The organism is Collimonas arenae (assembly GCF_001584165.1).
GTDB lineage: Bacteria > Pseudomonadota > Gammaproteobacteria > Burkholderiales > Burkholderiaceae_D > Collimonas > Collimonas arenae.
Genome location: NZ_CP013233.1, coordinates 3,168,001 through 3,181,264 on the forward strand (window position 1 = coordinate 3,168,001; position 13,264 = coordinate 3,181,264).

General features: G+C 57.0%; 10 protein-coding genes and 1 pseudogene. 1 reads left to right on the forward strand and 10 read right to left on the reverse strand.

Annotated elements, in window-relative coordinates:
• Positions 1 to 92: 92 nt before the first annotated feature.
• Positions 93 to 2,450 (reverse strand): phosphoenolpyruvate synthase, encoded by a 2,358-nt coding sequence (gene ppsA / locus CAter10_RS14590; protein WP_061535374.1) that lies wholly within the window; start codon positions 2,448 to 2,450, stop codon positions 93 to 95.
• Positions 2,451 to 2,791: 341 nt separating this feature from the next.
• Between ppsA and ppsR the strand changes: the two genes are divergently transcribed.
• Complete coding sequence (ppsR, locus tag CAter10_RS14595) at positions 2,792 to 3,640, forward strand: posphoenolpyruvate synthetase regulatory kinase/phosphorylase PpsR (RefSeq protein ID WP_061535375.1); 849 nt, start codon at positions 2,792 to 2,794, stop codon at positions 3,638 to 3,640.
• Between the two features lie 68 nt (positions 3,641 to 3,708).
• Here ppsR and CAter10_RS14600 read toward each other — a convergent pair whose 3' ends face one another.
• From CAter10_RS14600 to rseP, 9 genes and pseudogenes are all read right to left on the reverse strand, one after another.
• Positions 3,709 to 4,488 (reverse strand): TrmH family RNA methyltransferase, encoded by a 780-nt coding sequence (locus CAter10_RS14600; RefSeq protein ID WP_061533974.1) that lies wholly within the window; start codon positions 4,486 to 4,488, stop codon positions 3,709 to 3,711.
• A 16-nt stretch (positions 4,489 to 4,504) separates the two neighbouring features.
• On the reverse strand, positions 4,505 to 5,131 hold the full coding sequence (gene rnhB, locus CAter10_RS14605) for a ribonuclease HII (RefSeq protein WP_061533975.1): 627 nt from the start codon (positions 5,129 to 5,131) through the stop codon (positions 4,505 to 4,507).
• A 48-nt stretch (positions 5,132 to 5,179) separates the two neighbouring features.
• Positions 5,180 to 6,373 (reverse strand): lipid-A-disaccharide synthase, encoded by a 1,194-nt coding sequence (gene lpxB / locus CAter10_RS14610; RefSeq protein ID WP_061533976.1) that lies wholly within the window; start codon positions 6,371 to 6,373, stop codon positions 5,180 to 5,182.
• A gap of 1 nt (position 6,374) precedes the next feature.
• Positions 6,375 to 7,163 (reverse strand): acyl-ACP--UDP-N-acetylglucosamine O-acyltransferase, encoded by a 789-nt coding sequence (gene lpxA, locus CAter10_RS14615; protein WP_061533977.1) that lies wholly within the window; start codon positions 7,161 to 7,163, stop codon positions 6,375 to 6,377.
• Positions 7,164 to 7,167: 4 nt separating this feature from the next.
• On the reverse strand, positions 7,168 to 7,668 hold the full coding sequence (gene fabZ / locus CAter10_RS14620) for a 3-hydroxyacyl-ACP dehydratase FabZ (RefSeq protein ID WP_061533978.1): 501 nt from the start codon (positions 7,666 to 7,668) through the stop codon (positions 7,168 to 7,170).
• The gene (lpxD, locus tag CAter10_RS14625; RefSeq protein WP_061533979.1) at positions 7,661 to 8,716 is read right to left on the reverse strand and encodes a UDP-3-O-(3-hydroxymyristoyl)glucosamine N-acyltransferase; all 1,056 of its coding nucleotides are present in this window, start codon (positions 8,714 to 8,716) and stop codon (positions 7,661 to 7,663) included. The genes fabZ and lpxD overlap by 8 nt, the downstream gene beginning before the upstream one ends.
• Before the next feature lie 116 nt (positions 8,717 to 8,832).
• Positions 8,833 to 9,303: an OmpH/Skp family outer membrane protein gene (locus tag CAter10_RS14630; RefSeq protein ID WP_417924725.1), complete on the reverse strand. Its 471-nt coding sequence runs from the start codon at positions 9,301 to 9,303 to the stop codon at positions 8,833 to 8,835.
• Between the two features lie 141 nt (positions 9,304 to 9,444).
• The gene (gene bamA / locus CAter10_RS14635; protein WP_061533981.1) at positions 9,445 to 11,823 is read right to left on the reverse strand and encodes an outer membrane protein assembly factor BamA; all 2,379 of its coding nucleotides are present in this window, start codon (positions 11,821 to 11,823) and stop codon (positions 9,445 to 9,447) included.
• A gap of 60 nt (positions 11,824 to 11,883) precedes the next feature.
• Positions 11,884 to 13,250 (reverse strand): annotated as a pseudogene (gene rseP / locus CAter10_RS14640) (RIP metalloprotease RseP).
• Positions 13,251 to 13,264 lie beyond the last annotated feature (14 nt).

Consider the following 13,264-nt stretch of genomic DNA (forward strand, 5'->3'; position numbering starts at 1 on the left):
ACCGTCATCCGGCGATTCTCCTGCCCAAAAAAAACGCGAGCACATGGCTCGCGTTTTTTACGCAGGGCCAGTACCCTGCCTTTGGCAAACCGTTATTGCGCGGCTGCCAGCTTCTGCCAGGTATCGATCACCGAATCAGGATTCAGCGAAATTGATTCGATGCCCTGCTTCATCAGCCATTCCGCAAAATCCGGATGATCCGATGGGCCCTGGCCGCAGATACCGACGTACTTGCCCTTGGCGATACAGGTCGCAATCACCTTTTCCAGCAACGCCAGGATAGCTGGATCGCGCTCATCGAAATCAGCTGCCAGCAATTCCATACCGGAATCGCGGTCCAGGCCAAGCGTGAGCTGGGTCAGGTCGTTGGAGCCGATCGAGAAACCGTCGAAGTAATCCAGGAACTGCTCGGCCAGGATCGCATTCGATGGCACTTCGCACATCATGATCACGCGCAAATCGTTCTCGCCGCGCACCAGGCCGTTCTTGGCCAGCAAACCGATGACTTTTTCGGCTTGTCCAAGCGTACGAACGAAAGGCACCATGATCTCGACGTTGGTCAGGCCCATGTCATTACGCACCCGCTTCATGGCCTGGCATTCCATTTCGAATGCTTCGGCAAAGTCGCTGGCCAGGTAACGGGCGGCGCCACGGAAACCCAGCATCGGATTTTCTTCATCAGGTTCGTAACGCGAACCGCCGATCAGTTTCTTGTACTCGTTCGACTTGAAGTCGGACAGGCGCACAATGACTTTCTTTGGCCAGAAAGCGGCGGCGATGGTGGCGATACCTTCAGCCAGCTTGTCGACATAGAATGCCTTCGGCGAAGCATGGCCACGCGCGACCGATTCAACCGCCTTCTTCAGATCGGCATCGATGTTCGGATATTCCAGGATCGCACGCGGATGCACGCCGATGTTGTTGTTGATGATGAATTCCAGGCGCGCGAGGCCGACACCGCCATTCGGAATCGACTGGAAGTCGAAAGCCAGCTGCGGGTTACCAACGTTCATCATGATCTTCAACGGCAGCGCCGGCAGCTCGCCGCGCGCCACTTCGGACACCTCAGTTTCCAGCAGGCCGTCATAAATCTTGCCTTCGTCGCCTTCGGCGCAAGAGACGGTGACCAGCGTGCCGTCCTTCAGCACGTCGGTAGCGTCGCCGCAACCGACCACTGCCGGCACGCCCAGTTCGCGCGCGATAATCGCCGCGTGACAGGTACGGCCGCCACGGTTGGTGACGATCGCCGAAGCACGCTTCATCACCGGTTCCCAGTTAGGGTCGGTCATGTCAGCAACCAGCACGTCGCCTGGTTGAACCCGTTCCATTTCAGACGCGTCATGAATCACGCGCACTGGACCGGCACCGATCTTCTGGCCGATAGCACGGCCATGAGTCAGTACGGTACCAACGCCCTTGAGCTTGAAACGCTGCTGCGCGTCGGTGGATTTTTCCTGCGACTTCACGGTTTCCGGACGCGCCTGCAAAATGTACAACTTGCCATCGCGGCCATCCTTGCCCCACTCGATATCCATCGGACGCTGATAGTGCTTCTCAATGATGGTGGCGTATTTGGCCAGTTCGACGATTTCAGTATCGTTCAGCGAATAGCGGTTACGCAGCTCAATCGGCACATCAACGGTGCGAACCGAACGGCCGGCCTTGGCTTCGCCGGTGAATTCCATCTTGATCAGCTTGGAGCCGATGTTGCGGCGGATGATCGGCAGCTTGCCTTGTTCCAGCATTGGCTTGTGGACGTAGAATTCGTCCGGATTCACCGCGCCCTGCACTACTGTCTCACCCAGGCCGTAGCTCGACGTGATGAACACCACATCCTTGAAACCGGATTCGGTATCCAGCGTGAACATGACGCCGGCAGCGCCGACGTCGGAACGCACCATACGCTGCACACCGGCCGACAACGCAACTTCGGCGTGGGTAAAGCCTTTGTGCACGCGATAGGAGATCGCGCGGTCGTTATACAAGGAGGCGAACACGTGTTTCATCGCTTCCAGCACGTTGTCGATGCCGACCACGTTGAGGAAAGTTTCCTGCTGACCAGCGAAAGAAGCGTCCGGCAAATCTTCCGCGGTTGCGGAAGAACGCACGGCAAACGACATTTCGCTGGAAGAATCTGCTACCAGGCGTTTGTAGAAATCATTGATTTCCTGTTCCAGGCGCGGCTGGAACGGGGTTTCAATGATCCATTGACGAATCTCGGCGCCGGCTTGCGCCAGTGCCCGCACGTCTTCGATATTCAAGGTTGCCAGGCGTTCTGCGATGCGGTCGGCCAAGGCCGGTCCACCGTCGACACTATGCGACAGAAAGTCGCGGAATGCCTGCGCAGTCGTAGCAAAGCCGCCCGGCACCCGCACTCCGGCGCCGGCCAGCTGGCTGATCATTTCACCCAGTGATGCATTTTTGCCTCCGACGGAATCGACATCCGTCATCCGCAGATTTTCAAAGGAGATGACGTAAGCCGCCCCCTGGGTAGCACCCATCTGTATTGCATTGGACATAACAACCTCTAGTTTGATGATAAGAAATCTTCACAATTGCCTTCGCCGCCCTTGGCTTTTTGTTATTCTTCGTCAGGTAGCTCGAAATAATCAGTTGGTCGTCATTTTATGCCAATTTACGTTCAAAAGGCGTACAAGGCGAAACCCGACAACTACGGGCTAGAGCCCAAGGTCTATTTCCTGCTGCCGCAAGCGATAAACTTTCGCGGCACAATGCCGGGCCCTGGTCGCCTCGGGCCTTGTTTAATTTATATTATTCTTTTAATAACATCATGCTAGATGCCGCTCCAGCCCCACTGACCCCAGCCAATCGTACAGTGTTCTTTGTTTCCGATGGCACCGGCATCACGGCGGAAACCTTCGGCCACTCGGTGCTGACCCAGTTCGAGCTACGTTTCAAGCAAGTACGCCTGCCGTTCATCGACACGCTCGACAAAGCCTATGACGCCACCCGAAAAATTAATGAAGCCTATGCCGCGGACGGCAAGCTGCCTATCGTTTTTTCGACTCTGGTGAAAGCCGACTTATCGAAAGTGATCCAGCACGCCAAGGCGATGCACATGGATTTGATCCAGACCTTTGTCGAGCCGCTGGAAAAGGAGTTAGGCGTCAAATCGACTCACACTATTGGCCGCAGCCACAATACCGCCAACACCGACGAATACAAGAACCGGATCGAAGCCATCAATTTCTCGCTGGCGCACGACGACGGCCAGTCGCACAAAAATCTGGCCGATGCCGATGTGATCCTGGTCGGCGTGTCGCGTTCTGGCAAGACCCCGACCAGTCTCTATCTGGCGATGCAGTTTGGCGTGAAGGCGGCCAATTACCCGTTGATTCCCGAAGATTTCGAAAGAGACAAGTTACCGAGCGGACTGTTGCCGTTCAAGCAAAAGATTTTCGGTCTGACCATCGCCCCTGATCGCCTGTCGGAAATCCGCAATGAGCGACGCCCTGGAAGTAAATACGCGGCGCTGACAAATTGCCGCTATGAAGTCAACGAGGCCGAAAAAATCATGCGCCGCGAGGGGATACGCTGGATGTCGTCCACCACCAAGTCGATCGAAGAAATCGCCGCGACGATCCTGCAGGATATCAAGCCGGACATACGGACCTTCTAAGCCAATGCCGAAGGCAGCGTAAGGTAGGCAAGCATTTTGCCACCTTACAAAACCGCAAAGCAGGCGAATCAGCTTTGCCGCAACTGCTCAAAAAAACACACCGCCGCAGCCGCAGCCACATTCAGTGACTCCATCTGCCCGCGATGCGGAATCACGACTTGCTGGCTCGCCAATTGCAGCAAATCCTCGGCAACCCCCTGCCCTTCATGGCCGAACAGCCAAGCCAGCGCGCCGCTCAAATCGGCCTGGTAGATGCTTTGGGTAGCATAGGAGCTGGTCGCCAGCACCGGTACCTGCGCGCTGGCCATCAAGGCGGCCAGGTCAACGCCTTCAAAAATCTCCAGGATGAAATGCGCGCCCATCCCGGCCCGCAGCACCTTCGGCGACCATGCCGAAGCCGTGCCTTCCGAACAGTAGATCTGTTTGATGCCCGCCGCCGCCGCACTGCGCAGGATCGAACCGAGATTGCCCGGATCCTGCAGATTGTCGAGCAGCACCGCCGATTGCGTCAGCGCGGCAGGCACGACCACATGCGGCGTTTCAATCACGAATAGCAGGCCGACGCCATGTTCGACCTGGCTCAGCGCCTGGTACTGCGAATCCGGCAAGACAATGCCCGACACAGCGCCCGCCTGGCACTGCGCAATCAAGGGAGCGGCTTCATGGTGCTCCAGCGCGCTCTGGCTCACCACGCACAATGCCGGCAAACCGACATGCTGCAGATAGGCTTCGCACAGATGGATGCCATCCAGCAGGCTGCGCCCGGCCTTGCGCCGCGCATGGGCGTTGGTGGCGAGATGCTTGAGTTCCTTGTACAGTGGATTGGCCGTGGATGTGATGGTTTTCATTGCGCTCCCATTGCGATCATGCTGTTGCCGGCTTGACGCCCAGCAAGGCGCGCACCGGCGCGTAGGATTTACGATGCACCGGCGACACGCCATGCAGCCGTAACCGCTCCATGTGCAATGCGGTCGGATAGCCCTTGTGCTGGTCGAAAGCGTAGTGTGGATATTGTTCGTGCAATACCTGCAGCGCTGCATCGCGCGCGGTCTTGGCCAGGATCGATGCGGCCGAAATGGCCTGTACCTTGTCATCGCCTTTGACGATAGCCTCGGAGCGAATGCTGAGTGTTGGACAACGGTTGCCGTCGATCAGCGCCAGCGTCGGCAATGTCGACAAGCCCTCCACCGCGCGCCGCATCGCTAGCATGGTGGCCTGCAAAATATTGAGCGAATCGATTTCCTCTTCAGAACATTCGGCAATTGCCCAGGCTAAAGCATTGGCCTTGATCTGTTCAGCCAGCGCCTCGCGCCGCTCGGCAGTCAATTTTTTTGAATCGCGTACGCCGATCAGCGGCCGTTGCGGATCGAGAATCACCGCCGCCGCGAATACCGGCCCTGCCAACGGGCCGCGACCGGCTTCGTCGACACCGCAGATGATCTCGCCTTCGTAGTCGTCGTAATTAAAAAGAGAAAGATTGGAATCGGACATGGTCACGGCTGCCGCAGCAAAATAAGAGGTAGAAAAGACAGCGCCAGATCAGCCGCGCAGAATGCTGGACGAACGCTTGTTCTGTTGTTGTTCGATGATATTCAATACGGCCTGCGCACTCTCGCTGGCGGTGTCGCGCAGCAAGCTGTGATGCATGTCGGTGAATCGTTGCCGCAGCATGGCCTTGTGCGGCTCATCTTCGAGCTGCTTCCATAAAGCATCGGCCAGCGCCTGAGGTGTGGCGGCGTTCTGCAACAGTTCCGGCACCAGGAATTCGCGCGCCAGGATATTCGGCAAGCCGATCCACGGCTGATAACTCATGTGGCGCAGAATTTCCCAGGTAGCGCGCATCATTTTGTAGGCGATCACCATCGGCTTCTTGTACAGCGCCACTTCGAGCGACGCGGTGCCCGATGCCACCAGCACAGCGTCAGCAGCGGCCATCGCCGCGTGCGACTGGCCATCCAGCAACTGGATCGGCACATCCTGCAAACCGGCCTGCGCCACCAACTCGCTGAAAAATCTACTCTGACGCGCACCCGCCATCGGCGCAATGAAGCGCATACCGGGATCGCGCTGCGCCAGTATCTTCGCCGCTTGCACAAATGCGATCGCGTTGTACTTCAGTTCACCCATGCGGCTGCCCGGCATGATCGCCACCACGCGGCTGTCAACGGGCAAGCCCAACGTACTGCGTGCTGCGGCGACATCGGGCACCATTGGAATCACCTGCGCCAGCGGATGGCCGACATAAGTGACAGGAATCCCGGCCTTGCGGTAAATCTCTTCTTCAAACGGAAAGATCACCAGCATGTGCGAAGCCGCCCGGGCGATCTTCGTGATACGGCTGCCACGCCAGGCCCAGATAGAAGGCCCAATGAAATGCACGGTGGGAATCCCGGCCTGGCGCAATTGCGCCTCCAGGCCGAAGTTGAAGTCGGGCGCATCGACACCGATGAACACATTCGGCTTATCCGCCAGCAAGCGATCGCGCAGTGTGTTTTGGATGCCCTTGAGTTCGCGGTAGTGAGCGAGCACTTCGAACAAGCCGTTAACCGACAGCTTTTCCATCGGCCAGTCGCTGACAAAGCCGTATTCCGCCATCTTGGCGCCGCCGATGCCGTACATCCGCGCATCCGGCAGGTGCGGCCGCAAGCCGGACAGCAGGCGGCTGGCCAGCAAGTCGCCGGAAGCTTCACCCGCGACCATTGCTACAGCTACGTTGGAATCGTTCTCCGCCATGTCAGCGGATGATGCCGCGCGTCGAGGATGCGATGAATTCGCGCATCAGTTTCAAATATTCAGCTGAGTCCGGCACTTTGGCCTCTTCTTGGGCCAGCGCCGCCAGCGCATCTTCCTGCGCCAGGCCGGAACGATAGACAGTCCGGTAGGCACGCTTGACCGCCATGATCTGCTCGCTGCTGAAACCACGGCGGCGCAAGCCTTCGCTGTTGATGCCGACCGGTTCGGCGCGATTGCCGGCTGCGGTCACGAACGGCGGCACATCCTGGCTGACGGCAGCAGTAAATGCGGTCATCGCATGGGCACCGATGCGGCAAAACTGGTGCACGGTGGTAAATCCACCCAGCAGCACCCAATCGCCGATATGCACGTGGCCAGCCAATGTTGCATTGTTGGCAATGGTAGTGTTGCTGCCGATCTGGCAGTCATGCGCAACGTGTACATAGGCCATCACCCAGTTATCGTCGCCGATACGAGTGACACTGCCATCCTGGACCGTGCCAAGATTAAGCGTGACGAATTCGCGGATGGTGTTGCGGTCGCCGATTTCCAGACGCGTCGGTTCGCCAGCGTATTTCTTGTCCTGCGGTGCAGCGCCGATCGAGCCGAACTGGAAAATCGCATTGTCGCGACCGATCGTCGTATGCCCCTCAATCACTACGTGCGGGCCGATCTTGGTGTTGGGACCAATCGAAACATGAGGACCGATTACCGAGTAAGCGCCGACTTCCACTGTACTATCGAGCGCCGCCTTCGGATCGATGAGGGCGGTAGGATGAATGCGCGTCATCGGTTCACGCAGCAGGTGTAGCAGCGGCTGCGGCGCCGATGGTTGGGCTGACCGCAGTGCGCATGGTGCACATGAATTCGGCTTCGACCGCCAGTTCGCCATCGACGCTGGCAATCGCCTTGTACTTCCAGATGCCGCGGACTACGCGGACGATTTCAACGTCCAGCTTGATCTGGTCGCCCGGTTCAACCGGACGACGGAAGCGCGCATTGTCGATGCCGAGGAAGTACACCACGGTGTTCTCGTCCGGCGTACGGCCTTCAGTCAGGAACGACAGCAGTGCGGCGGTTTGCGCCAGCGCTTCGATCGTCAAGACACCCGGCATCACCGGTTTGTTAGGGAAATGGCCGTTGAAAAACTCTTCGTTGATCGTGACATTCTTGATTGCCGTGATCGACTTGCCGCTTTCCCAGTTCAATACGCGATCAACCAGCAGCAGCGGATAGCGATGCGGCAGGTATTTTTTGATCTGATTGATGTCGAGTGTGTTGGTTGCGCTATTCATTATCTTTTTCGGTAAGCTGTTTGACAGATTTTTCCAGAGCCCGGATTTTCTCACGCATTCCGTTCAGATTGCGTACCAAGGCTGCAGATTTTTCCCAATCGCCGTGCTTGGCAATCGGGTAAAAGCCAGTGTACTGGCCAGGTTCGGAGATCGAGCGCAGCGCCAGCGTACCCGCTGACACATGCACGTGATCGACGATGGTAATGTGACCGTGGATCATCGCGGCGCCGCCGATCGAGCAATATTTGCCGATCCGGGCGCTGCCGGCAATCCCTGCACAGGCGGCAATCGCAGTATGCGCGCCGATATGGCAGTTGTGGGCGATCTGGATCTGATTATCCAGTTTCACGCCCTCCTCAATCACCGTATCGGCCAACGCACCGCGATCGATGGTGGTATTGGCGCCGATTTCAACATCGTCGCCGATCAGCACCCGGCCGGTTTGCGGAATCTTCACCCAAGTCCCGCCTTCATTGGCAAAGCCAAAGCCATCGGCGCCGATCACAACGCCGGAGTGAATGATCACCCGCGCACCGATCTCGCAGGCTGCGTACACAGTGACATTGGGATAAAGACAACTATCAGAACCGATCTTTACGCCCCGCCCGATCACACATCCGGCTTCGATCCTGGCCTTTTCACCGATCACGGCGCCATCCTCAATCACCACATTCGGTCCAATATGGGCACTAGCCGCTACGTGTGCGCCCGGATCGACAGTGGCCGCCGGATGAATGCCGGGAACGACAGGGATCGCATTGCGCGCCGCGAAAAACTGCGCGGCCTTGGCAAAATACGCGTACGGATTAGCGGCGACAATACGCGCGCCATGGTAATCGGCGCCGACCACGGCATCATCCGCAGCAGACAGGATAATAGCAGCCGCTTGCGTTTGCGCTACCTGGGGTCGAAACTTGGGATTGGAGAGAAAGGTGATCTGGGAGGCGGTTGCGTCGCTCAGTGGCGCAATGCCGGAAACTTGCGTATCCGCATCACCGATCAATTGGCCACCCAAGCTTTCGACCAATTCTTTCAGCCGAGTGCTCATCGTGGCCTTTTTAATCAGTTGAGGACGGGGTAATTCATTGGTTTGCTGCTAACGGGCAAAGCACCATGCTGATACGCCGGCCTGGTGCTTCGCCTCTTGTCCTGAAAACAAGCAAATTACTTGTTGAGGATCTTCAATACTTTGTCGGTGATATCGATACGTGGGCTGACATAGACGCCGCCTTCCTGGAACACAATATCGTACTTTTCCGCTTCAGCAATCTGCTTGATGGCCTTGGTCGAACGCTCCAGCACAATCGCCAATTCCTCGTTACGGCGCTGGTTCAGGTCTTCGCGGAATTCACGTTGCTTGCGTTGGAAATCCTTATCCATATCGCTCAGTTCACGCTGGCGGCGGATCCGCTCCGACTCCGAAATCACCGCCGAATCCTTGTCCAGCTTGTCTGCAGTTGCCTTCAGACGAGCTGCCAGATCCTGCAAGTCTTTGTCGCGCTTGGAAAATTCAGCTTCGATCTTGGATTGAGCGGCCTTGGCAGGTGCCGCTTCGCGCAGGATACGTTCACTGCTGACAAAAGCAATTTTTGAACCGTCGTCAGCATGTGCCGGCGCCACCGACAATAAACACATCGCCAGCAAGCTGGCCGAGGGCAATGATGTTAAAGATTTAATTAGCGATTTCAAAACAATTCTCCGCAATTCAAATGATGCACAACTTGTGCATTATGCCATTCTTGCCAGGGTCTGCAATCATGCAGCTCATCCCCCCGTTTAGAAGCCTGTGCCCAACTGGAACTGGAACGCCTGCTGCTTGTCGGTCGGCTTCGCATTCAGAGGTTTGCCGTAACTGATTTTCAATGGGCCGATCGGCGATACCCAGCTCAAACCGATACCCGTAGAATAACGCAACTCGCTCAGCTGCATAGGCGCCTTGTCGGCATAAACCTGGCCGCTGTCGAGGAAGGTGAACCAGCGTAATGTACGGTCGCTACCGGAACCTGGGAACGGGAATTGCAGTTCCAGATTGCCGAACAGACGCGATGCACCACCCATCGAATCGCCATATTGGTCAACGTTGGTGCCGACGCCAAGGGTCGAACCCTCGAAGCCGCGCACGGTGCCGATACCACCGGCATAGTAGTTCTTGAACACTGGGAACGGCTTGCCGCCGATACCGCGGCCATAGTCAATCTCACCATTCAGAGCCAGAGTCACAGCGTTGCTGAACATCGGCTGGAAGTACTGATGCTGGTAGCTGGCGCGATAGTACTGCAAGCTGCCGACTGCCGACACTTCCAGGCTGGCGCGCTGATAGCGGCCTTTGGTCGGTACCAGTGCGCTGTCGCGGCTATCGCGCTGCCATGCAGCGGTCAGCGGGAAACTGTTGGTGGTTGCCGACGCCGGGTTGGCCAGCCAGTTATAACCCAGTCCGCTAGGTACCAGTACGCCATTACCGAAGTCATTCACGTATTGCTGATACAGCAGTGGGCTGGTGTTATCGGCCTGCACGTTGGTGTTTTCGATACCGACACCGAAGAACACCGTGTCCAGCTCCGAAAACGGCACGCCGAACTTGATATCGCTACCGATGGTGCGCACGCGGTAGTCACCAGTCGTGTACGGCGATGGACGCACGGTACGCAGATAAACGTCATAGGTGCGGCTGATACCGTCGTCGGTAAAGTACGGATTGGTCTGGGACAGCGCAATCACCCGCGAGTAACTGCTGGTATTGATGTCGAGACCGATGGTATTACCGCTGCCGAAAGCATTCTGCTGCTGGATCGAACCGGACAGGCTCAATTTGTCGGTCTGGGAGAAACCAGCGCCGACCTGAATATTGCCGGTTGGCTTCTCGGTGACGGACATGTTGATATCGACCTGGTCGGACGTGTTAGCCACTTCCGGGGTCTCGATGGCGACATCCTTGAAGTAGCCAAGGCGGTCGACGCGATCACGCGACAGCTTGATCTTCGAGCCGTCGTACCAGGAATCCTCGAACTGGCGGAATTCGCGACGCACCACTTCATCGCGTGTCTTGGTGTTGCCAGCCACATTGATGTGGCGCACATAGACGCGCTTGCCCGGATCAACCAGGATCGTAAACGCCACTTCCTTCTTGTCGTGATCCAGTTCGGGATTGGCATTCACGTTGGCGAACGCATAGCCGAAATTGCCCAGTCGCTCGGACATCTTCTTGGTGCTGTTGTTGAGTTTTTCACCGTTGAAGACGTCGCCCTTCTTGAGCTCCAGCAGCGACGCCAGTTCGTCGTTGCGTCCGAACATCTCGCCTTCCAGCTTGATATCCGATACTTTGTACTTGTCACCTTCATTGATATTGACGGTGATGTAGATGTCTTTCTTGTCCGGCGTGATCGACACCTGGGTCGACTCGACCTGCATCTCGATATAGCCACGGTTCAGGTAGTACGAACGCAGCGTCTCGATGTCACCCGACAATTTTTCTTTCGAATATTGGTCAGCCTTGGTGTACCAGGTGAACCAGCCCGGCGAACGCAGCTTGATCTGGTCGCGCAAGGTGCCATCCGAGAATGCCTTGTTGCCGACGAAACGGATTTCCTTGATGCGGGACACTTCGCCTTCATCGACGGCAAACGTGACATTGACCCGATTACGCTCGATCGGCGTCACGGTGGTCGTCACTTTCATGCCGTACAGGCCGCGCGACAGATATTGTTTCTTCAGTTCCTGTTCAGCGCGGTCAACCTGCGCCTTGTCAAAGATGCGCGACTCGCCAACGCCGATTTCCTTGAGCGCCTTGGTCAGCTGATCCTTGTCGAATTCCTTGATGCCGGAGAAATCAACGCCTGCGATCGATGGCCGTTCTTCCACCATGACCACCAGCACGTCGCCTTCGGCCTCAACTCGGACATCCTTGTAGAAACCGGTTGCATACAATGCCTTGATCGCCGCAGTACCCTTTTCGTCGGTGAATGTCTCACCCACGCGCACCGGCAAGTAGCTGAAAACGGTACCGGCTTCGGTACGCTGGATGCCTTCGATGCGGATATCCTTGACCACGAACGGCTGCACGGCCATAGCTTGCCCTGAGCACACGGCAAAGGCGGCGGCGGCAATCAAACGACGGGGAAGAATCGACAAAGGGGAATGCTCGGAATGTAATTTCATTAGCGATCGTTTTTTATCAATGTCCTTGTCCGCCACGATTGTCAGACAAGAAAGCGGAACTTAAAATATGAGCCTGACGACGTCGTTAAACACGGCAACCATCATCAATGTCATCAGAATACCGATACCTGCGCGCTGGGCAATTGCACCAACCCGCTCAGAAATCGGCCGTCCAGTCAAAACTTCCAGCGAATAATACAGCAAATGGCCGCCATCTAGAACCGGAATGGGGAGCAAATTCATGACCCCAAACTGATACTGATCAAGGCAATAAAGCTCAGATAGCTGATTGCACCGATGCGCGCCGTCTGGCCGGCATAATCGGCAATCGTGATCGGACCGGTGATATTTTTCCAGGAAACCTCACCGATCACCATCTTGCCAAGCATCTTGAGAGTCAAAATACTGCTGTCCCAGGTCCTCTTGGCGCCCTTGGCAAGGGCTTGCAATGGCGGGCTGCTGGCAACAATCATTTCCGGCGCCAGCGGTACCTCGACCTTGATCAAGCCGATCTGCGCGCCATTGGCGTCTTGCGCCTCCGGCGTAACATTCACAGCCAGAGTATTGCCATTTCGCAAAACCGACAGATTCACTGGTTTGCCAGGAGAAGCACGTACCCGCTCGACGAAAGCCAGGCCGTCGGCAACCGGCTGGCCGTCAATTGCTGTCACCAGATCGCCTTCGCGCAAGCCGGCCTTCATCGCAGGACCGTCCGGCATCACCTTGCCCAACACGGCTTTTGGACGAGCCAGGCCGATGCCGAGCTTGCCGAGATAGTCGCCTTCCAGGTCTTTGGTGTTCAGGCTGTCGACCGGCAAGCTGACCGTATCGAGCAGATGGCCGTCTGCAACCGCCGGGTCCTGCCGCTGGATATCCAGCTTGACCGGCGTCTTGTCGACCGCGCCCTGCAGCACTTTCCAACGCAATTCGGACCAGATCTGGACCGGTTCGCCGTTCACGGCCGTAATCAGGTCACCGCCGCGCAAGCCGGCCTTATAGGCCACCGATTGCTCGGACATTGCCCGGACTTTGGTAGTCGGCTCAGGCACACCGTACGTGTACAATCCGGCAAATAACAAAATGGCAAGAGCAAAATTCGCCAGCGGCCCTGCCGCCACGATCGCCATGCGCTTCCAGACCGACTGGCTGGTGAATTCGCGCTTCAATTCCTGCGGCGACAAGCCGCTCACATCCTGCTCGCGCGCATCCAGCATTTTGACGTAACCGCCCAGAGGCAGGATGGAAAGCGCCCACTCAGTCTGATCTGGACCAAAGCGTCGCGAAAAAACGATTTTTCCCATACCGACCGAAAAGCGCAGCACCTTGACGCCGCACAGCCGTGCGACCCAATAGTGGCCAAGCTCGTGGATGACAACCAGAGAGCCAAGCGCAACAATAAATGCCAGGATAGTTTGCAGGAAGGCCATGAGATGGATGGTCG